The sequence below is a fragment of the Cupriavidus sp. HPC(L) genome, assembly GCF_000307735.3.
Classification (GTDB): domain Bacteria; phylum Pseudomonadota; class Gammaproteobacteria; order Burkholderiales; family Burkholderiaceae; genus Cupriavidus.
Window position 1 is genome coordinate 16,766 of the sequence record NZ_AMPR02000157.1, and the last position, 21,049, is coordinate 37,814.

Consider the following 21,049-nt stretch of genomic DNA (forward strand, 5'->3'; position numbering starts at 1 on the left):
GGACACGGGTCCGTTCCACGTGAAACATTGTGCTTCGGCGCCGCCATGTTTCACGTGGAACCTCCGGATTATCCTAGGTAGTCGCGGCCGTTGTTTCACGTGAAACAGGCCCAATCCCGGCCAGTTCGGGTGTTCCACGTGAAACAAAAAAGCCGGGCAATCGCCCGGCCTTGGATTACTCGCCTTCTCGCAACGTCAACGAATCACCGCTGCTGCCGCAGGTATGCCGCCACCCGCTCCAGCAGCCGCCCCATATCCCGCTGCACCTTGCCGAAGTTGGCATTGCGCTCACGGGTGCGCTCGTCCATATAGAGCGGACGCCGGATCTCGATTTGCAGGCTGTGGCGGCGCTCCGCCGGCCTGCCGATCTGCGCGATCAGTTGCACGCCCTTGTACGGGTCGTTGCGCGCGACGGTGTAGCCCATGTCGCGCAGCCCCAGCTCGATCAGCCCGACGAACTCCGGGTCGCAGGTGGTACCGTCGCGGTCGCCCAGCACGAAATCAGCCAGCGGATGCGGGCTGACCTTCTTCAAGCGCTCGTAGGCATTGTTCGGCATCGAGTGCAGGTTCAGATGCCACACCGCGCCGAAGCGGCGGTAGGTCGCGTCCACCGCTTCCGCCAGCGCCGCATGGTAGGGCCGGTAGTAGTGCTCGATCCGGTTGCGTACCTCGGCCACGCCGAGCTTGCGCGCGTAGATCGGCGTACTGGCGTCGATGTTGCGCCACACCAGGCCGAAGCCCAGCCGCGTCTTCTCGCCCGGTGCCAGCGGCTCGGGCCACGGCGCGTCCAGCAGCGCCGGGTCGAGATCGTCCGGCATCCGGTTCGGGTCGATATAGACGCGCGGGAAGTTCGCGGCGATCAGCGTGCCGCCGACCGCCGGTACCGCCTCCCACAGCGCATCGACGTGGGTATCCTCCCCTTCGCGCAGCCGCGCCATCGGCACGGCGGCGCCAAAGTCTTCCGGATAGCGCGTGCCGCTGTGGGGCGAATCGCAGACCAGCGGCAGCGGTTCGCCCTCGGGCAGCCGGCGGACGATCGGTTCGAACGCCGCTGCCATCAGTTCAGCTCGATCTTGGCGGCCTTGGCCACGCGCGCGTAGCGAGCCATCGCCTGCTCGATCTGCACCTTGAACTGCTCGGGCGTGGTCGGCACCAGCGTGCCGCCCGATTCCTCGACCTTGCGCTTGAAGTCCGGGTTCTGCATCGCCTTGTGGATCGCGGCGTTCAGCTTGGCCACCACCGGGGCCGGCGTGCCGGCCGGCGCGACGATGCCGAACCAGCCGCCCTCGCCCATGTCCTTGAAGCCGAGTTCGGCGTAGGTCGGCACATCCGGCAGCTGCGCCGAGCGGCTGCCGCCCAGCACGGCCAGCGCGCGCAAGCGGCCGCCCTTGACGTGCGGCAGCGTCGACGACAGGTTGTCGGTGATCGCGTTGACCTGCCCCGCCACCGCGTCGTTCAACGCCACGCCAGCGCCCTTGTACGGCACATGCAGCAGATCGATGCCGGACAGCATCATGAAGTTCTCGATATTCACGTGACCCAGGGAACCGGTGCCCGGCGAGGCAAAGCTGTATTTGCCCGGGTTGGCCTTGGCCAGCGCGATGAATTCCTTCATGGTCTTGGCCGGCACGCTCGGATGGACCGCGAACACGCTGGGGATCGCCACCACGTTGGTCACCGGCACGAAGCCCTTGATCGGGTCGTAGCTGAGCTTCGGATAGACGGCCGGGTTCGAGCCATGCGTGCTGACCGTGGCCATGCCGATCGTGTAGCCATCCGGTGCCGAGCGGGCGACTTCCCCCATGCCCAGCGAACCGCCTGCCCCACCCTTGTTCTCGACCACGATGGTCTGGCCCAGCTCGCGGCCGGCAAATTCGGCGACCAGGCGCGCCGACAAATCGGTCGACCCGCCAGCGGCGAACGGCACGATCAGGCGGATCGGGCGGCTGGGATAGTTGGCCGGCGCGGCGCTGGCCGCGGCGGGCAACAACACGGCAGCGGCGATGGCGGTGGTCATGGCGGACAGCACAAAGCGACGACGCGTGGTCACGGCTCGGTTCATGGCGATGTTCTCCTTGGAATTGCCTTGTGTTCTATGCGGCAGAGGGTGCGGGGGGCGGATCCAGGGACCAACGACGCCCCGCGACGCGTCAAGTGTCGGGCAGTTTACCGAGCGTGCACAAACGACTATATTGCACGCTTCCATTACCAAAGTTCATTCTCGCGGCACCGCGCGTGCCGGTGAACGAAAAAGGCCCGCATGCGCCTGCGATCGCCGTCGATGTCCGAGCTGCACGCCTTCGCCACCGCGGCGCGGCTGGGCAGCTTCACCCGCGCCGCGGAGGAACTGTGCGTGACGCAGGGCGCAATCAGCCGGGCCATCGCCAGGCTGGAGGCGCACTTCGGCCAGCCGCTGGTCCAGCGCAACGCGCACCGGCTGGTACTGACCGCCGCCGGCCGAGGGTTTCTCGAGGCGGTGGCGGGACCGCTGGCGGCAATCGAATCGGCCAGCGCCGCACTGCTGGCCGGCGACCGCCAGCACCATCTGACGCTGTCCGCCCTGCCCACGCTGGCCAGCGTCTGGCTGGTGCCACGGCTGCCCGACTTCCATCGGCGCCATCCCGATATCCGGCTGGACTTCGTGCCCTACCGGCGCGACGAAGACTTCTCGGGTCCGGCGCCCGATGCGGCGCTGCTGGCGGGTACCGCCGCCAGCTGGCCCAATCTGCAGGTCGACTATGTGATCGGCAGCGAGATGGTGCCGGTCTGCCATCCCGAGCGCGCGCGGCTGCGGCACCAGGCCGGCCAGTGGCAAACGCCGGCGGACCTGCTGCAGGAGCCGCTGCTGTTCCACACCGGCGCGCCGGCAAACTGGCAGCACTGGTTCCACGCGGCGGGCGTACCCAACGCTGCGCCGACGCTGGCCACCGGTTTCGACCAGGTGTCGATCCTGGTGCAGGCGGTCAAGGCCGATATCGGCATCGCGGTGTTGCAGCGCTGCCTGGTACGCGACGAGATCGCGGCCGGCCGCGTGGTGGCGCCGTTCGACCTGCCGATCCGGCTGACGCGCGGCTATTTCCTGTGCGCGCCGCGGGAGCGGCGCGACCATCCGGCGCTGAATCGCTTCAGGCAGTGGTTGCTGGAGACGGCTGCGCAGGATCCGGACGTGGCGCGGATCCGGGACAATGATTCACGAGATCGATGATTCTTCGGATATTCAAGCCGAGAACATTTTTTCCAATTATGAGTCCGCCCAAAGCATAACCACGAGAAATAATAACGGCGTGCCACAGCACGCCGTTATTCTTCGCTCAGATGAAGACCCGCCCAACACAGCCCCGGGCGGTCTCAAATCACCGTCAAGCCGCCTTCTTCGCCAACCCCAGATAGGTCTCGATGACGCGCGGGTCGGCCGCCAGTTCGTCGGCCGGCCCGGCCATCGCAATCTCTCCCGTCTCGATCACATAGCCGTAGTCGGCCACCTGCAATGCCGCGCGCGCATTCTGTTCGATCAACAGCGTCGCCACGCCGGTGCGGCGCAGGTCGTTGATGATGTGGAAGATCTCCTTGACGATCAGCGGCGCGAGACCGAGGCTCGGCTCGTCCAGCATCAGCAGTTCCGGCTTTGCCATCAGCGCGCGGCCGACCGCCAGCATCTGGCGCTCGCCACCGGACAGCGTGCCGGCATCCTGGCGCGCGCGCTCGCGCAGCCGCGGGAACAGTTCGTAGACCACGTCCATCTGGTCCAGGAAGTTCTTCTCGCCGGCGCGCTTGCGGCGGAAGGCGCCGAGCCGCAGGTTGTCCTCGACGCTCATCGAGCCGAACAGCTCGCGCTTCTCCGGCACCAGGCACATGCCGCGCGCGACCCGGCCCTCGACGGGAATGCCGGCCATGTCGTGGCCCAGGTAGGACACCGTGCCGCTGGCCGAACCGGTCGGCGGCAGCGCGCCCATGATGGCGTTCAGCATCGTCGATTTGCCGGCGCCGTTGGGTCCGATCACCGTGACGATCCTGCCGGCCTCGACCGACAGGCTGGCCCCGTGTACCGCCTCGACCTTGCCGTAGCGGACATGCAGGTCGTTGACTTCGAGAATCACGCTCACCGCTCGCTCCTGATCCCTTCCTGATCCTTATTCCACGCCGCCCAGATAGGCCTCGAGCACCGCGGGGTTCTTCTGCACTTCGTCGGGCACGCCTTCGGCGATGCGCGTACCGAACTCCATCACCACCAGCCGGTCGGTCAGGTTCATCACGAAGTCCATGTCGTGCTCGACCAGCAGCACGCTCATGCCTTCGCCCTTGAGCTTGCGCAGCAGTTCGGCCAGCGCCTGCTTCTCCTTGTAGCGCAGGCCCGCGGCCGGCTCGTCGAGCAGCAGCAGCGCGGGATCGCAGCACAGCGCACGGGCAATCTCGAGAATGCGCTGCTGGCCCAGCGCCAGGCTGCCCGCTTCCATATACATGCAGTCGGCCAGGCCCACGCGCTCGAGCTGGCGCTTCGCCTCGAACAGCAGCTTGGCTTCTTCGCCGCGATTCATCCGCAGGATCGCCGCGGACACGCCGCCCTGGGGCCGGTAGTCGCCGCGCAGGTGCGCGCCGATCGCGACGTTCTCGAGCACCGTCATCGTCGGCAGCAGATGCACGTGCTGGAAGGTACGGCCGATGCCGCGCTTGACGATCTCGCGCGACGGCAGGTTGGTGATCGCCTCGCCGCGATACCGCACCTCGCCGCGGGTCAGCGGCAGCACGCCGGTGACCAGATTGAAGGTGGTCGACTTGCCCGCGCCATTGGGCCCGATCAGCCCGACGATCTCGCCGGCGCGCACCTGGAAGCTGACGTCATTGACCGCCACCAGCCCGCCGAACTCCTTGCGTGCGGCGCGCACGTCGAGGATCAGTTCGCCGGCCTGCGGTTTCTGCCGCACCGGCAGCGCGGCGGCCTGCTCGGGCGCGCGCACCGGCGGCCCACTCGGCCACACCTTGCGCACGAACGGCCAGAGCCCCTCGCGCGCATACTGCAGCAGCAGCACCAGCAGCACGCCGAACACGATGATCTCGAAGTTGCCGTTGGCGCCCAGCAGCTTCGGTAGCACGCCCTGCAGCATGTCCTTCAGGATGGTCAGGATCCCGGCGCCGAGCACCGCGCCCCAGACATGGCCGACGCCGCCGACCACCGCCATGAACAGGTACTCGATGCCGTAGTTCAGGCCGAACGGCGTCGGGTTCACCGCCCGCTGCAAGTGCGCGTACAGGAAGCCGGAGATGCAGGCCAGCACCGCGGCGACGACGAACACCACGACCTTCATCCATGCGGTATTGACGCCCATCGCCTCGGCCATCACGCCACCGCCCTTCAGCGCGCGAATGGCGCGGCCCGGACGCGAATCGAGCAGGTTCTGCATCGCCAGGACCGCCAGCAGCACCACGACCCAGATCAGATAGAACATCGAGCGGCCGGACTGCAGCTCGAAGCCCAGCAGCGACAGCACCGGGATGCCGTTCAGGCCGTCGTACTTGCCGAGGAATTCGAGATTGCCGAACAGGAAGAACAGCGACAGCCCCCAGGCGATCGTCGCCAGCGGCAAGTAATGCCCCGACATCCGCATCGTGATCAGGCCGATCACATAGGCCGACGCCATCGTGATCACCAATCCGACCAGCAGGCCGAACCAGGGCGACAGCCCGTACTGCGTGGTCAGGTAGGCGGTGCTGTAGGCGCCCAGGCCGACGAAGGCCGCCTGGCCGAAGGAGGTCATGCCGCCGACGCCGGTCAGCAGCACCAGGCCGATCGCGACGATGCTGTACAGGCCGATGTAGTTGCCGAGCGTGATCCAGAACTCGGGCGTCGGCAGGACCGGCAGCAACGCCAGGACCGCCGCGAACGCGATCAGGAGCAGCCGGTTGCGCAGGTTCGCGCCGCCGGAGACCGCGCTCGGGGCCGGGATCGGCTGCGTCGCGGCCGCCGCCGTGTCGGACGCCTGCTGCGTCCCCGTGGTGCGTGTGGCTTGCCGTTGCATCATTCCTCGTCTTCCACATGTTTGCTGGTCAGCGAGCGCCACAGCAGCACCGGAATGATCAGCGTGAACACGATGACCTCCTTGAACGCACTGGCCCAGAAGGACGAATAGGATTCGAGCAGCCCGACCAGCAACGCGCCGGCGGCCGCCACCGGATAGCTGACCAGTCCGCCGACGATCGCGCCGACGAAGCCCTTCAGGCCGATCAGGAAGCCGGACTCGTAGTAGACCGTGGTCAGCGGCGCGATCAGGATGCCGCACAGCGCGCCCATCGCGGCCGCCAGCGTGAACGACAGCCGGCCGGCCTGCGTGGTGCCGATGCCGACCAGGCGCGCGCCCAGCCGGTTGACCGCGGTGGCGCGCAGCGCCTTGCCGGTCAGCGTGCGGTCGAAATAGAAGTACAGGCCGGCGATCAACAGGCCGGACACGCCGATCACCCACAGGCTCTGGCCGGACACCGACAGCGCGCCGACGTCGAAGCGCGCGTCGGAGAACGCGGTGGTGCGCGAACCCTCGGCGCCGAACATCACCAGCCCCAGTCCGACCAGCGCGAAGTGCACGCCGACCGAGACGATCAGCAGCACCAGCGTGCTGGCCTCGGCCAGGGGCTGGTAGGCGATCCGGTACAGCATCGGGCCCATCGGCACCACGATCAGCAGCGTCAGCGCGATCTGCGCCAGCATCGGCAGCGGCTGCGCGCCATAGGCCTGCGTCAGCCAGTGCACCGCGAACGGAAAGACCAGGTACTTGCCCGCCAGCACCGCCAGCCGGCTGCCGGCGCTGCGGCGCAGTTCGGCGCTGCGCAGCACGGTGGCGCCCTCGTAGACGAAGGTCAGCACACCCATCGCCACCAGCAGCCACGAGGTCTGCGGCGCATGGCCCGCCTGCATCACCGCCAGCGTCAGCGCGCCGTAGGCGACGAACTCCCCTTGCGGGATGAAGATGACGCGGGTCACCGAAAACACCAGCACCAGGGCCAGCGCCAACAGCGCGTAGATCGCGCCGGAGGTGATGCCGTCCTGAGCCAGGATGGCCGCAATCGAGAGGTCCATGATCTCCCCGAGGAGTTGCCGCGATGCAGCGAATTACGAAATAGTAAAGGTCTTACGCTACGAGGAAATCCGCGCGAACCCTAGCGCCGGTATCTGTCTGTGGGTCTTGTCCCCTCTCCCGCCTGCGGGAGAGGGGAGCGTCCCACGGCAAACGGAAAGCGCGCGCCCGTCAAAACAAAAAAGGCGCATGGTGCGTCCATGCGCCCTGCCGCGCGGCGAAGCTGCCGGGCGTTGCTACTTCTGCAGCTTCCACTTGCCGTCGACGATCTGCACCATCACGCGCGAGCGCTGGTCCAGGCCCAGATGGTCGGTCGGGCTCATCGTCATGATGCCGTGCGAGACCGGCAGCTCCTTCGTTTGCTCCAGCGCATCGCGCAGCGCCTTGCGGAACTCCGGCGTGCCCGGCTGCGCCTTCTTCAGCGCGACCGGAATCGCGCGCTCGAGCAGCAGGCCGGCATCCCAGGCGTGGCCGCCGAAGGTCGAGACCTGGCCGCCGAAGGCCTTCTCGTAGGCGGTCTTGTAGGTCAGCGCCGGCTTCTTGACCGGATTGCTGTCGGGCAGCTGTTCCGCGACCAGCAGCGGGCCGGCCGGCAGCAGCGCGCCTTCGCAGTCCTTGCCGCAGACGCGCAGGAAGTCGGGGTTGGCGACGCCGTGGGTCTGGTAGATCTTGCCCTTGTAGCCGCGCTCCTTCAGCGCCTTGGCGGGCAGCGCCGACGGGGTGCCCGAACCGGCGATCAGCACCGCGTCCGGATTGCTGGCCATGATCTTCAGCACCTGCCCGGTGACCGAGGTATCGGTGCGGGCGAAGCGCTCGGTGGCCACCACCTTGATCTTGCGGATGTCCGCCACCTTGGCGAACTCCTGCGACCAGCTCTCGCCATAGGCATCCGCGAAGCCGATGAAGGCCACCGTCTTCACGTTGTTGTTGCCCATGTGCTCGGAGATCGCGGTCGCCATGTGCGAGTCGTTCTGCGGGGTCTTGAAGACCCAGGCGCGCTTGGCGTCCATCGGTTCGATGATGCGCGCCGACGCCGCCATCGTGATCATCGGCGTGCCGCTCTCGGCGACCACGTCGACCATCGCCAGCGAGTTCGGCGTCACGGTCGAGCCGACCACGGCATCGACCTTGTCCTCGCTGATCAGCTTGCGGGTGTTCTTGACGGCGGTGGTGCTGTCCGAGGCGTCGTCGAGCACGATGTATTCGACCTTCTTGCCGGCGATCTCCTTCGGCAGCAGCGTGAAGGTGTTCTTCTCCGGAATGCCCAGCGAAGCCGCCGGACCGGTCGCCGATACCGTGACCCCGATCTTGATCTGGGCCTGGGCGGCGCCGGCGCACAGACAGGCGGCGGCGAAGGCCAGCATGCTGGCGCGCTTGAAATTCATCGTGTCTCCTTCTTCTCTCAAACCGTCCGGCATCGCCACGGCTTGCGCCGATCCGCGCCTGGCTTGTTGTTCCGACGGATCCGGCGGTGCTTGTCGCCGCCTTTTGGCCGTCGTGCCCGATCCCGTCCGCGCGTGCCCTCTTGCGAGGGTCGCGGCCGTTCGTCTGCGGTCAATACAGGTTCGCGACGAGCTCGGCCGACGCCGGCTTCGATTCGCCGACCGAGCGGTCGGGAATTGGCACCGAGTCTAACACAGCGCCCCTTGCCGCCAAGGCAGGATTAACCCGCATCGCCAGCATCGGCGCGGCTTCCGGCGGTGCGGACCGTCAGCCGGCGAAGGCATCCCAGGCGGTCTTCAGGATCAGCGCGCTGACCACCAGCAGGAAGACCTTGCGCACGAATCCGCTGCCGTGCTTCAGCGCAAGCCGGCTGCCGAGCTGGCTGCCAATCACGTTGCCCACCGCCATCACCAGACCGAGTTCCCACCAGACATGGCCCTTGAAGCCGAGCAGCATCAGCGCGGCGACATTGGTGGCGAGGTTGACCAGCTTGGTCGATGCCGCCGCGTGCAGGAAGTCGTAGCCGAACAGCCGTACGAACATGATCATCAGGAAGCTGCCGGTGCCCGGCCCGAAGATGCCGTCGTAGAAGCCGATCGCGGCGCCGCCGACCAACGCAACCCAGCGCTCGCGCGCCCCGGACAGCGTCGGTGCATGTTCGGCGCCGAGGTCCTTCTTGGCGAGCGTATAGATCAGCAGGATCGCCAGCACGAACGGCAGCAGCTTGCGCAGCGGTTCGGCCGGCACCAGCGTCAGCGTGTAGGCGCCGGCCATCGAGCAGGCGAAGGCGGCCACCACGGCGGGCGCGGTCGCGCCCCAATAGATCCGCACGCTGCGCGCGTAGCGCACCGCGGCGTTTAAGGTGCCCGCCATCGACGCAACCTTGGTGGTGCCGATCAGCGTCGCCGGCGCGTGGCTCGGGTACGCGCTGAAGATGGCGGGAATCTGTATCAGGCCGCCGCCGCCGGCGACCGCGTCGATCAGGCCGGCCAGCAAGGCGGCGGCAAACAGGAAGGCAAACTCCATTCGAATTTCCGGGAAAAAAGCGGGGAAGCGGGAAAGCAGGAAAGCGGAAAAGGAAAGCGCAGGCCGCGGCCGGGGGATCGGCAGTCCAGGGGCGCCACCGAGACCGGAACGGTCGAGGGCTGCGGTCGGATCAGGCCAGTTGCTTGGCGGCCGGGGCCAGGTCGCGGTGCCACAGGCCGCACGGCAGCCGGCTCAGCCCACCGCCCGGATCACGGTCCGGATCGCCGTCCGGATCGCCGTCCGGATCACCGGCACCGGGCAGCCCCGGCGCCCACAGCAGATGGCGCACGCCATGCGCGCGGCACCAGTCGGCGAGCCAGTCCCGGCAAGAAGCGAGGATTGCACCACTTTCGTGCGCACCGGGCAAGCACCAGGCTTCGGCCGCCAGCGCCGCCAGGCCGCCCAGATCGAGGCGCGGCACCAGCTGGACCGGCAGGCAGCCGACCAGCGCGCCGTCGCGCGACGCCAGCAGGCACAGGCCAAGCTCGGGCCGCTGCAGCAGCCGCTCGAGCATCGCGGCGCGGCCCCGCTGCAGCAGCACCGGCGCCGGCGCGCACGCCTGCAGCCAGTCCGCCAGCATTGGCTGGTCGGCCGGAAAAGCCTGTCGAATCAGATAGTTGGGAGTTGGCGCGAGGACGCCGGAAGGGCCGGAACGGCCGCAAGTGGCTGAAGAGGTGGGGTCGGACGGAGACGGCATGGCGGTCGCGGGCAAGGCGCGCATTGTCTCACGGAGCACGGCACAAATTAAAAAGGGCGTTGCCGAGGATCACCCGTCAACGCCCTTTCCTTATTTAACGCTGCTTCCTCACGGAATGCTCATCGTGGGTGCGCGCCTGTCGTCTCCTCGCTTCCGCCTCCATTTAACCTGCGAAAACCGTGACTGCAATGTAACGAAGCGGTGCGTATCGAACAAGCTAGAAAAAACCCTAGCCCTAAAAACGGGCATGTATCCCGGCGGCCACTCCCCAATTCGGCCGCCCTGCCCCGCCGGGACGGCGGCGATGCCGCTAATGGCGGCCGCGCGAGAACAGCGCCTGCAGCTCGCCCATGATGCCGCGGCGGAACAGCAGCACGCAGATCACGAAGATCACGCCGGTCACCATCGTCACCGACTCGCCCAGCGAGTTGAACCATTCGACGCCGGTGGCCGAGGCCAGGAAGCTGCCGATGTCGCCCAGCTTGTTCTCCAGCGCGACGATCACGAAGGCGCCGACGATCGGACCCGACAGCGTGCCGAGGCCGCCGACCAGCGTCATCAGGATCACCGTGCCGGACATCGACCAGTGCACGTCGGTCAGCGTCTCGAAGCCCAGCACCAGCGCCTTGATCGCGCCGGCCAGCCCCGACAGCGCCGCCGACAGCACGAAAGCCATCAGCTTGAAGCGGTCGGTGTCGTAGCCCAGCGAGATCGCGCGCGGCTCGTTCTCCTTGATCGCCTTCAGGATCTGGCCGAACGGCGAATGCACGGTACGGACGATCAGCGCGAAGGCCAGCACCAGGATCAGCAGCGCGACGTAGTACAGCGTCAGGTCGTCCGACAGCGACAGCACGCCGAACAGCTTGCCGCGCGGAATGCCCTGCAGCCCGTCCTCGCCGCCGGTGAACGGCGCCTGCAGGCAGAAGAAGAACAGCATCTGCGCCAGCGCCAGCGTGATCATCGAGAAATAGATGCCCTGGCGCCGGATCGCCAGCGCGCCGACCACATAGCCGATCGCCGCGCCGGCCAGCGTGCCGAGCACCAGCCCGACTTCCGGCGTCACGCCCCACACCTTCATCGCATGGCCCGCCACATAGCCGGCGCCGCCGAAGAAGGCCGCGTGGCCGAACGACAGCAGGCCGGTGTAGCCGATCAGCAGATTGAACGCGCAGGCAAACAGCGCGAAGCACAGCACCTTCAGCACGAACACCGGATAGGCGCCGGCCATCGGCGCGGCGATCAGCGCGGCCAGCAGCAGGCCATAGAACAGCAGCGGCACGGTACGCGGCACGCCGCCGCGCGCCGCGCCGGCCTGCGCCGGCGTCGAGGCTTGCGTGCCCTGGGGTCCCTGTGCGCGCGATGCGCTTTGTCCGTCCATCACTTCTCCCTCCCGAACAGCCCGGCCGGCCGCAGCAGCAATACGATCACCATGATCAGGAACACCACGGTCGACGACGCTTCCGGATAGAACACCTTGGTCAGCCCCTCGATCACGCCCAGCCCGAGGCCGGTGACGATCGAACCGAGGATCGAGCCCATGCCGCCGATCACGACCACCGCGAACACCACGATGATCAGGTTCTGCCCCATCAGCGGCGAGATCTGGATCACCGGCGCGGCCAGCACGCCGGCGAAGGCGGCCAGCGCGACGCCAAAGCCGTAGGTCAGCGTGACCATCAGCGGCACGTTGACGCCGAAGGCCTCGACCAGCTTCGGGTTCTCGGTGCCGGCGCGCAGATAGGCGCCGAGCTTGGTCTTCTCGATCATGTACCAGGTCGCCAGGCACACCGCCAGCGAGGCCACGACGACCCAGGCGCGGTAGTTCGGCAGGATCATGAAGCCGAGGTCAGTCGCGCCCGACAGCAGTTCCGGCGTCGAATACGGCAGGCCCGAGACGCCGTAGATCGAGCGGAACACGCCCTCGATCACCAGCGTGATGCCCAGCGTCAGCAGCAGGCCATAGATATGGTCCAGCTTGTAGATCCAGCGCAGCATCGTCTTCTCGATGACCACGCCGAGCACGCCGACCACGACCGGAGCGAGCAGCAGCATCACCCAGTAGTTGAGCCCGGCGTACTCCATGCCCATCCAGGCCAGCACCGCGCCGAGCATGAACAGCGCGCCGTGCGCGAAATTGATGACGTTGAGCAGGCCGAAGATCACCGCCAGGCCAAGGCTCAACATCGCATAGAACGCCCCGTTGACCAGCCCGAGCAGCAGCTGGGACAACATGGCGGGCAAGGGAATACCGAAGATGTCCATCGCAGGCTTCAGCTATGCGGCGCCGCGGGCCCGTTCCGCGCCGGCCCGCCCTCCATCGAGGAAGGCATGGGCCAGCGGCAGCGAACGCGCACGCGGCGCCGGTCGTTCATCGGGCCGCGGCGATGCGCAACGCGCGCAACGCCGGGCCGCCTTCGCTTACTTCTTCAGCAGCGCGCACTTCGACTCGGCGGGCGTCGTGAAGGCCTGGTCGCCCGGGATCGTCGCCACGACCTTCAGGTAGTCCCACGGCTTCTTCGACTCGGCCGGGCTCTTGACCTGCATCAGGTACATGTCGTGGATGGCGCGGCCATCGGCACGGATATAGCCCTTGGTGTAGAAGTCGTCGATCTTCGCCTTCTTCAGCTCGGCCATCACCTTGTCCGGATCGTCGGTCTTGGCCGCCTCGACCGCCTTCAGGTAGGTACGCACCGCGGAGTAGTCGGCCGCCTGCAGGCTGCTCGGCATCTTCTTGTTCTTGGCGAAGAAGCGGTTGGCGAACTTGCGGGTCTCGTCGTTCATGTCCCAGTACCAGCTGTCGGTCATCAACAGCCCTTCGGTGTTCTTCAGTCCGAGGCTGTGCACATCGTTGATGAACATCAGCAGGCCTGCGATCTTCATGTTCTTGGTGATGCCGAATTCCTTGGCCGCCTTGATCGAGTTGATCGTGTCGCCACCGGCGTTGGCCAGGCCCAGGATCTGCGCCTTCGACGACTGCGCCTGCAGCAGGAACGACGAGAAGTCCGACGCCGACAGCGGGTGGCGCACCGAGCCGACCACCGTGCCGCCATTGGCCTTGACCACCGCCGAGGTGTCGTTCTCCAGCGAATGGCCGAAGGCGTAGTCAGCGGTCAGGAAGAACCACGACTTGCCGCCCTGCTTGACCACCGCGCTGCCGGTGCCCTTGGCCAGCGCCACCGTGTCGTAGGCGTAGTGCACGGTGTACGGCGAGCACTCTTCGTTGGTCAGGCGGGCCGTGCCCGCGCCGATGTTGATGTAGACCTTCTTCTTTTCCTGCGCGACCTTGTTCATCGCCAGCGCGGTACCGGAGTTGGTGCCGCCCAGCAGCATGTCCAGGCCCTGCTGGTCCATCCATTCGCGCGCCTTCGACGCGGCGATATCGGCCTTGTTCTGGTGGTCGGCCGACAGCAGCTCGATCGGCTTGCCGAGCACCTTGCCGCCGGCGTCCTCGATCGCCATCTTGACGGCCTCGACGCCCGACTTGCCGTCGATGTCGGCGTACAAGCTCGACATGTCGGTGATGAAGCCGATCTTGACCGAATCACCCGATACCTGCGCGGAGGCCGCTCCGGCCGCCATGCCCGTCACCAAGGCCGCCATCGCGGCTGCGAGCCGTTTGATCTTCATTGCTTGTCTCCTGTGTTTCGGCGGCCTCGCGCCGCCCGTTCCTACACCGTACCTGCGACCCCTGACTGCGGTCATGCGTGCGACCCCGAAGGATCAGACCCCAAGCAGTTCGTGCAACACCGGCATCTTCTGTTCGAGCTCGCCGGCGCCGAAGCGCTCGACGATGGTGCCGTGCTCCATCACATAGAAGCGGTCCGCCAGCGGCGCGGCGAAGCGGAAGTTCTGCTCCACCATCACCACCGTGTACCCCTTCTGCTTCAGCATCCGGATCATGCGGGCCAGCGCCTGCACGATCACCGGTGCCAGTCCTTCCGAAATCTCGTCGAGCAGCAGCAGGTTGGCGCCGGTGCGCAGGATGCGGCCGACCGCCAGCATCTGCTGCTCGCCGCCCGACAGGCGCGTGCCCTGGCTCTGCCGGCGCTCGGCCAGATTCGGGAACATCTCGTAGATCTCGGCCTCGCTCATGCCCTGCTTGGCGCCGTTGCCCTTGAGCTGCGGCGGCAGCAGCAGGTTCTCCTCGCAGGACAGGCTGGCGAAGATGCCGCGCTCCTCGGGGCAGTAGCCGATGCCGTAATGCGCGATCTTGTGCGTCGGCAGATGGATCGTCTCGTGGCCGTCGATCCTGATCGAGCCCTTGCGCGTGCCGGTCAGGCCCATGATCGCGCGCAGCGTGGTGGTGCGGCCGGCGCCGTTGCGGCCCAGCAGCGTGACCACCTCGCCGCGGTTCACGGTCAGGTCGACCCCGTGCAGGATGTGCGATTCGCCGTACCACGCCTGCAGGCCGCGGATCTCGAGGGCGGGGGTATTGTCGGTTGCCATGTCTTCGTTCCCGCTTGCTCTCAGTGCGCGCCCTGCAGCTCGGCGTCGGCCGTGCCCATGTAGGCTTCCATCACGCGCGGATCCTTCGAGACCTGCTCGTATGGCCCTTCGGCCAGGATCGCGCCCCGCTGCAGCACGGTGATCGTGTCCGCGATCGACGACACCACGTTCATGTTGTGTTCGACCATCAGGATCGTGCGCCCCGCCGAGACCTTCTTGATCAGTTGCGTGACGCGGTCGACGTCCTCGTGGCCCATGCCCTGGGTCGGCTCGTCGAGCAGCATCAGCTCCGGTTCCATCGCCAGCGTGGTGGCGATCTCCAGCGCGCGCTTGCGGCCGTACGGCAGGTTGACGGTCACGGTGTCGGCGAACTCGGTCAGGCCGACCTGCTCGAGCAGCGCCATCGCCTCGTCGTCGAGCACCGACAGCGTGCGTTCGCTGCGCCAGAAGTGGAAATGCGTGCCGAGCTTGCGCTGCAGCCCGATGCGCACGTTCTCGCGCACGGTCAGGTGCGGAAACACCGCCGAGATCTGGAACGAACGGATCACGCCGCGGCGCGCGATCTGCGCGGGCTTCTCGCCGGTGATGTCGGTGCCGTTGAACAGGATGGTGCCGGTGGTCGGCACCAGGAATTTCGTCAGCAGATTGAAGCAGGTCGTCTTGCCCGCTCCGTTGGGGCCAATCAGCGCATGGATGGACCCGCGCCTGACCCGCAGATTGACGTCGCTGACCGCGGTGAACCCCTTGAACTCCTTGGTGAGGTTGCGCGTCTCCAGGATGGTTTCCTGCTGGTTCATGTCTCCTGCCCGTCCTCGTTCGGCGCGACGCATGGCTTCTGGCCCGTCGTGCCCGGATTCGACCCGCGACCCCTGCCGGCGCTGCGCGATGGCGGCGCGCGTGGGGATCGCCTTGTCTGCAATGTCTTATTTATGTGTGCGGCAGCGCGCTGGGTGGCAGCGGCGGCGCGGTCGGATGCAAGCGCGCAAGCCCGCGCGGATGTGAGCGCGGCATCACGACTGTCCGGCGTCTATTGTGGGCACCTGTTGCGTCGCAAAACATCCGGGTTTGCACTGAGCCTGAAACATGAACCAGCTGTCATGTTTGTCAGGCAGTGCGGACGTGTCGCCGGGGAGAACTGCCAAAGGGAAGCGGTAAGGCGCCGCACGTGGCGGCGCCGACCGTCATGCTGCGCCGGCGTGTCAGCCGCGCGCGCCGCTGCGCCAGTCCTCGCGGATCATGTCGCTGGCGCGCTCGGCGATCATGATCGTCGGCGAGTTGGTATTGCCCGAGGTGATCAGCGGCATCACCGAGGCGTCGACCACGCGCAGGCCCTGCACACCGATCACCCGCAGGCGCTGGTCCACCACCGCCTGCGGATCGTCGGCCTTGCCCATGCGGCAGGTGCCGACCGGGTGGAAGATCGTCGTGCCGATATCGCCGGCCGCGCGCGCCAGCGACTCGTCGTCCTCGACATGCGGGCCCGGCAGCCATTCCTGCGGCCGGTACGGTGCCAGCGCCGGCGCGGCGACGATGCGGCGGGTCAGCCGAAGCGAGTCCGCCGCGACCTTGCGGTCCTCGTCGGTCGACAGGTAGTTGGGCGCGATCACCGGCGCCTGGCGGAAGTCCGGGCTGTCGATATGCACGCTGCCGCGCGAGGTCGGCCGCAGATTGCAGACGCTGGCGGTGAAGGCGTTGAAGGTGTGCAGCGGCTCGCCGAACTTGTCGAGCGACAGCGGTTGCACGTGGTACTCGACATTGGGCCGCGCCTGGTCCGGATCCGAGCGCGCGAACGCGCCGAGCTGCGACGGCGCCATGCTCATCGGCCCGCTCTGGTTCCATGCATATTGCAGCCCGATGCCGAGCTTGCCCCACCAGTTGCCGACGCGCGTGTTCAGCGTGCGCACGCCCTCGACCTTGACGATCATGCGCAGTTGCAGATGGTCCTGCAGGTTCTCGCCGACGCCGGGCAGCGCCTGCCGCACGGCGATACCGAGCGCCTGCAGCCGCTCGGGCTGGCCGATGCCGGACAGCTCGAGCAGCTGCGGCGTGTTGACCGCGCCCGCGGCGAGGATCACCTCGCGCCGCGCCGCCACCGTATGGGGCTGTCCGCCGCCGACATAGTGCAGGCCGCTGCAGCGGCGTCCGTCGAAGGTCAGCTCGCTGACCTGCGCGCCGGTGACGATGGTCAGGTTCGGCCGTTCGGAGGCGCGCCGCAGGAAGGCCTTCGACGTGTTCCAGCGGATGCCGCGGCGCTGGTTGACCTCGAAGTAGCCGACGCCGAAGTTGTCGCCGCGGTTGAAGTCGTCGGTGCGCGGAATGCCGGTCTGCTCGGCCGCGTCGATGAAGCGCTCCAGGATGTCCCAGCGCAGGCGCTGCGGCTCGACGCGCCATTCGCCGCCGGCGCCGTGAAAGTCGTTGGCGCCGCGATGATGGTCCTCGCTGCGCTTGAACAGCGGCAGCACGTTGTCCCAGCGCCAGCCGTCGTCGCCGGTGATGCGGGCCCACTCGTCGTAGTCCTCGCGCTGCCCGCGCATGTAGATCATGCCGTTGATCGACGAGCAGCCGCCCAGCACGCGGCCGCGCGGATAGATCAGCGAGCGCCCGTTCAGTCCGGGCTCGGCGACGGTGCGGTACATCCAGTCGGTGCGCGGATTGCCGATGCAGTACAGGTAGCCCACCGGAATATGGATCCAGTGGTAGTCGTCCTTGCCGCCCGCCTCGAGCAGCAGCACGCTGACGTCGGCGTCCTGCGTCAGCCGGTTGGCCAGCACGCAGCCCGCGGTGCCGCCGCCGACGATGATGTAGTCGTAGGTCTCCATGCTCTTCTTCTGGTAGGAAAGTCGATCAAGATGCGGTCGTCCGCCGCGGGAGGACGGCCGGCAAGCCGAGGCATTGTGCGTGGTGCGTCGTGCGTCGTGCGTCGTGCGTTTTGCGTGGTGCGTGGTGCGTGGTGCCTCGTGTCTTCGGTGCCGGGCGTCCGGTGCGGGATCGATACCGGCGATCGCGTCGTCGTGCGCTTCAGCGGTCCGCGTCCGCCACCGGCTGCAGATGGCGGCGCAGCCAGTCGCTCAGCGCGTCGAGCACCTCGGTCCGCAGCGCCGCCTGCTCGTTGAAGATCTCGTGGTAGGCGTGCTCGAACCAGACGCATTCGCGCAGGTCGGCCGGCGCATTGTCGCAGAAGCGCCGGCTGCCCGCCGGATCGACCACGCGATCGGCCCCCGCCACCAGCAGCAGCGTCGGCGCCTCGAGCAGCGGCGCATCGGCCTGCGCGCGTTCGATGCCGAGCATCATGCTGTGCAGGATGCCGGCCGTCAGCGTGCGCTGCACCAGCGGATCGCTGCGATAGCTGGCGACTTCGGCGGGATCGTGGCTGAGGTCGGACGGACGGATCGGACTGGGTACGCGCAGGTTCGGCGCCAGCGTCAGCAGCATCCGCTGCAGCGTCAGCATCGCGCCGTCGATGCGCAGCGCCAGTGCGGGCGAAGACAGCACCAGCGCGCGCACCGGCCGCACGCGCGAGGTCGCCAGCCGCGCGGCGACCAGCCCGCCCATGCTGTGGCCGAGCACGATCGGCAGTTCGGGCCAACGCTGCACCGCGCCGTCGTAGATCTCCACCAGGTCCTCGAGGAACACATCGGGCCGCTCGGCCACCATGCGCGCGCCGCCGCTCGCCCCGTGGCCGCGCTGGTCGTAGGCCAGCACGCGCAGACCCAGCGCGCACAGCCGCGCCGCCACGTGCGCGTAGCGCCCGCAGTGCTCGGCCAGCCCGTGCACCAGCAGCAGCGTGCCCGACGGTTCGGGCCACAGCCGCGAATCGGGCAGCCAGGTGCGCAGCAGCAGCTCGGTGCCGTCGCGCATCCGCTGGCGGCTTTCGGCCGGCGCGATGGCGGTGGCCTGGAATGCATCCATGCGATCGCTCTCCTTCCCGGCACGCGGCGCGGCCGCGCGCAGGTCAGCGTTCAAGAGTGGCAGGCGTGGCCCGCATTGCCGTTGGGCGCCTTGCCGTCTGGCGCATCGCCGGAGCACGGCGCGCGCCCGGGCTCGGCGAAGTCGGCCAGGATCGGGCAGTCCGGCCGCTCGTCGCCGCTGCACGCCTCGGCCAGCGAGCGCAGCGTGTCGCGCATCGCCACCAGTTCCGCGATGCGCGTTTCCAGTTCGGCGACATGGCGCAGCGTCAGCGCCTTGACGTCCGCGCTGGCGCGCCCGCGGTCCTGCCACAGCAGCAGCAGGTTGCGGATCTCGTCCAGCGAGAACCCGAGATTACGGGCGCGCCGTACGAAGCGCAAGGTATGCAGCGCGCGCTCGTCGTAGCGCCGATAGCCCCCTTCGCTGCGCGGCGGCACGGGCAGCAGCCCGATCGATTCGTAGTGCCGGATCATCTTGGCGGACACGCCCGAGGCGGCCGCCGCTTCGCCGATATTCATCGCCTTGCTTCCTCCATGTTTCAGCGCTGCGCTGCCGGCTGGCCTGCTGCCTGCGTGCCGGCCGACAGCGTGCCCGCTTCGGGCCGCCAGCGCCGCAGCAGCAGTGCGTTGCCGACCACGCTGACGCTCGAGAAGGCCATCGCCGCGCCCGCCACCACCGGGCTGAGCAGGCCGGCCGCCGCCAGCGGGATGCCGATCACGTTGTAGATGAAGGCCCAGAACAGGTTCTGCCGGATCTTGCGCACGGTCCGGTGCGACATCGCCAGCGCATCGGCAACCAGGCCCGGATCGCCGCGCATCAGCGTGATGCCGGCCGCGTGCATCGCCACGTCGGTACCGGTGGACATCGCGATGCCGACGTCGGCCGCGGCCAGCGCCGGCGCATCGTTGACGCCGTCGCCGACCATCGCGACCACCGCGCCGCCGCGCTTGAGCGCCGCCACGCGCGCGGCCTTGTCCTCGGGCAGCACCTCGGCCTGCACGTCGTCGATGCCGAGCGCGTCGGCGACCTGCGCCGCGGCGCCCTGGCTGTCGCCGGACAGCATCACGGTACGCACGCCGGCCGCATGCAGGCGCGCCACCGCTTCGCGCGCGCCCGGCTTGATCGCATCGCCGAACGCGACCAGCCCTTCGACGCGGCGCGCATCGATCGCGATCAGCCACGACACCGTGCGGCCGGCCTGGCGCAGCGCATCGGCTTCACGCTGCAGCGCGGCGCCTTCGTCCAGCGACGCGCCCAGTTCCTTGCGCAGCCGCTCGCTGCCAAGGGCCCAGGCGACGCCGTCGATGCGCCCGCTGATGCCGCGGCCCGGCAGCGCGCGCAGTTCGCTGGCAACCGGCACCGTCAACTCGCGCTGCTCGGCGGCGTGCAGCACCGCACGGGCCAGCGGATGTTCGCTGCCGGCCTGCAGCGCGGCCAGCCGCTGCAGCAGCAGCGACGAGCCGTCGCCCGCCGTTGCGTCGGCCGTTGCATCGGCCGATACCAGCGCCACGACTTCCGGCTGTCCGACGGTCAGCGTGCCGGTCTTGTCGAACGCGACCACATTGACGCGATGCGCGGTCTCCAGCGCCTCGGCGTCCTTGACCAGGATGCCGGCGCGCGCGCCCGCGCCGGTGCCGGCGATGATCGCGGTCGGCGTGGCCAGGCCCAGCGCGCACGGGCACGCGATCACCAGCACCGCCACCGCGTTCAGCAACGCCGACTGCCAGTCGCCCAGCGCCAACCCCCAGCCCAGCAGCGTGACCAGCGCGATCGCCAGCACCACCGGCACGAACACCGCGCTGACGCGGTCGACCAGGCGCTGGATCGGTGCCTTGGCCGCCTGCGCATGCTCGACCATGCGGATGATCCGGGCCAGCACCGTTTCCGCGCCGACCGCGGCGGTACGCAGCACCAGCCGGCCCTCGCCGTTGATGGCGCCGCCGGTCACGCGGTCGTCGACATGCTTGGGCACCGGCAGGCTTTCGCCGGTCAGCATCGATTCGTCGGCATGGCTGTCGCCGTCGATCACCACGCCGTCGACCGGAATGCGCTCGCCCGGCAGCACGATCACTTCGTCGCCGACGCGTACCTGCGCCAGCGGCACCGTGGTGTCGACGCCGTCGCGGCGCACGCGCGCGGTATCCGGCCGCAGCGCGGCCAGCGCGCGGATCGCGTCCGCGGTCTGCCGCTTGGCGCGGACCTCGAGCCATTTGCCGAGCCGGACCAGCGTGATCACCACCGCCGCGCTTTCGAAATACAGATGCGGGTGGCCCTCGCCATGGGCGGCGGCACCGCGCCAGATCAGCCACAGCGACAGGCCGTAGGCCGCCGAGGTGCCGAGCGCGACCAGCAGATCCATATTGCCGGTGCCGGCGCGCGCCGCCTTCCAGCCCGCGCGATAGAAACGCCAGCCGAACACGAACTGCACCGGCGTGGCCAGCAGCCATTGCCACAGCGCCGGCACGTT

18 protein-coding genes are annotated in these 21,049 nt (G+C 68.2%); 1 reads left to right on the forward strand and 17 read right to left on the reverse strand.

What is annotated here, in order from left to right:
• Positions 1 to 203: 203 nt before the first annotated feature.
• Together B551_RS10940 and B551_RS10945 are read right to left on the reverse strand one after the other, a co-directional pair.
• Entirely contained in the window at positions 204 to 1,058 is an 855-nt protein-coding gene (locus B551_RS10940) for an N-formylglutamate amidohydrolase (RefSeq protein ID WP_006577652.1), read from the reverse strand.
• Positions 1,058 to 2,062, reverse strand: a complete 1,005-nt coding sequence (locus B551_RS10945) for a tripartite tricarboxylate transporter substrate binding protein BugE (RefSeq protein ID WP_006577651.1) — start codon at positions 2,060 to 2,062, stop codon at positions 1,058 to 1,060. The genes B551_RS10940 and B551_RS10945 overlap by 1 nt, the downstream gene beginning before the upstream one ends.
• Positions 2,063 to 2,260: 198 nt before the next feature.
• Here B551_RS10945 and B551_RS10950 point away from each other — a divergent pair, with 198 nt between their 5' ends.
• Complete coding sequence (locus tag B551_RS10950; protein WP_006577650.1) at positions 2,261 to 3,205, forward strand: LysR substrate-binding domain-containing protein; 945 nt, start codon at positions 2,261 to 2,263, stop codon at positions 3,203 to 3,205.
• Between the two features lie 154 nt (positions 3,206 to 3,359).
• Here B551_RS10950 and B551_RS10955 read toward each other — a convergent pair whose 3' ends face one another.
• The 15 genes from B551_RS10955 to B551_RS11025 all read right to left on the reverse strand — a co-directional run.
• Positions 3,360 to 4,103 carry an ABC transporter ATP-binding protein gene (locus B551_RS10955; RefSeq protein ID WP_006577649.1) on the reverse strand — a complete coding sequence of 248 codons (744 nt, stop codon included), beginning with the start codon at positions 4,101 to 4,103 and terminating at the stop codon, positions 3,360 to 3,362.
• A 27-nt stretch (positions 4,104 to 4,130) separates the two neighbouring features.
• Positions 4,131 to 6,014: an ATP-binding cassette domain-containing protein gene (locus B551_RS10960; protein ID WP_006577648.1), complete on the reverse strand. Its 1,884-nt coding sequence runs from the start codon at positions 6,012 to 6,014 to the stop codon at positions 4,131 to 4,133.
• Positions 6,014 to 7,066 carry a branched-chain amino acid ABC transporter permease gene (locus B551_RS10965; RefSeq protein WP_006577647.1) on the reverse strand — a complete coding sequence of 351 codons (1,053 nt, stop codon included), beginning with the start codon at positions 7,064 to 7,066 and terminating at the stop codon, positions 6,014 to 6,016. The genes B551_RS10960 and B551_RS10965 overlap by 1 nt, the downstream gene beginning before the upstream one ends.
• A gap of 234 nt (positions 7,067 to 7,300) precedes the next feature.
• Positions 7,301 to 8,449: an ABC transporter substrate-binding protein gene (locus B551_RS10970; protein WP_006577646.1), complete on the reverse strand. Its 1,149-nt coding sequence runs from the start codon at positions 8,447 to 8,449 to the stop codon at positions 7,301 to 7,303.
• A gap of 325 nt (positions 8,450 to 8,774) precedes the next feature.
• Entirely contained in the window at positions 8,775 to 9,533 is a 759-nt protein-coding gene (locus B551_RS10975) for a TSUP family transporter (RefSeq protein WP_006577645.1), read from the reverse strand.
• Between the two features lie 130 nt (positions 9,534 to 9,663).
• Positions 9,664 to 10,113: a hypothetical protein gene (locus B551_RS10980; RefSeq protein WP_052511335.1), complete on the reverse strand. Its 450-nt coding sequence runs from the start codon at positions 10,111 to 10,113 to the stop codon at positions 9,664 to 9,666.
• Positions 10,114 to 10,540: 427 nt separating this feature from the next.
• Positions 10,541 to 11,458 carry a branched-chain amino acid ABC transporter permease gene (locus tag B551_RS10985; protein WP_231906345.1) on the reverse strand — a complete coding sequence of 306 codons (918 nt, stop codon included), beginning with the start codon at positions 11,456 to 11,458 and terminating at the stop codon, positions 10,541 to 10,543.
• A 149-nt stretch (positions 11,459 to 11,607) separates the two neighbouring features.
• The gene (locus B551_RS10990; protein WP_006577643.1) at positions 11,608 to 12,492 is read right to left on the reverse strand and encodes a branched-chain amino acid ABC transporter permease; all 885 of its coding nucleotides are present in this window, start codon (positions 12,490 to 12,492) and stop codon (positions 11,608 to 11,610) included.
• A gap of 156 nt (positions 12,493 to 12,648) precedes the next feature.
• Complete coding sequence (locus tag B551_RS10995) at positions 12,649 to 13,857, reverse strand: ABC transporter substrate-binding protein (protein ID WP_006577642.1); 1,209 nt, start codon at positions 13,855 to 13,857, stop codon at positions 12,649 to 12,651.
• Between the two features lie 93 nt (positions 13,858 to 13,950).
• A complete protein-coding gene (locus B551_RS11000) occupies positions 13,951 to 14,676 on the reverse strand; it encodes an ABC transporter ATP-binding protein (RefSeq protein WP_006577641.1) in 726 nt (241 codons plus the stop codon).
• 20 nt (positions 14,677 to 14,696) lie between these two features.
• Positions 14,697 to 15,473, reverse strand: a complete 777-nt coding sequence (locus B551_RS11005; RefSeq protein WP_006577640.1) for an ABC transporter ATP-binding protein — start codon at positions 15,471 to 15,473, stop codon at positions 14,697 to 14,699.
• A 402-nt stretch (positions 15,474 to 15,875) separates the two neighbouring features.
• Positions 15,876 to 17,495: a GMC family oxidoreductase gene (locus B551_RS11010; RefSeq protein ID WP_023264079.1), complete on the reverse strand. Its 1,620-nt coding sequence runs from the start codon at positions 17,493 to 17,495 to the stop codon at positions 15,876 to 15,878.
• 199 nt (positions 17,496 to 17,694) lie between these two features.
• Positions 17,695 to 18,585, reverse strand: a complete 891-nt coding sequence (locus B551_RS11015) for an alpha/beta hydrolase (RefSeq protein ID WP_023264080.1) — start codon at positions 18,583 to 18,585, stop codon at positions 17,695 to 17,697.
• Positions 18,586 to 18,635: 50 nt separating this feature from the next.
• A complete protein-coding gene (cueR, locus tag B551_RS11020; RefSeq protein ID WP_023264081.1) occupies positions 18,636 to 19,100 on the reverse strand; it encodes a Cu(I)-responsive transcriptional regulator in 465 nt (154 codons plus the stop codon).
• Between the two features lie 20 nt (positions 19,101 to 19,120).
• A partial coding sequence (locus B551_RS11025) for a copper-translocating P-type ATPase (protein ID WP_023264082.1) occupies positions 19,121 to 21,049 on the reverse strand: 1,929 nt, incomplete at its 5' end.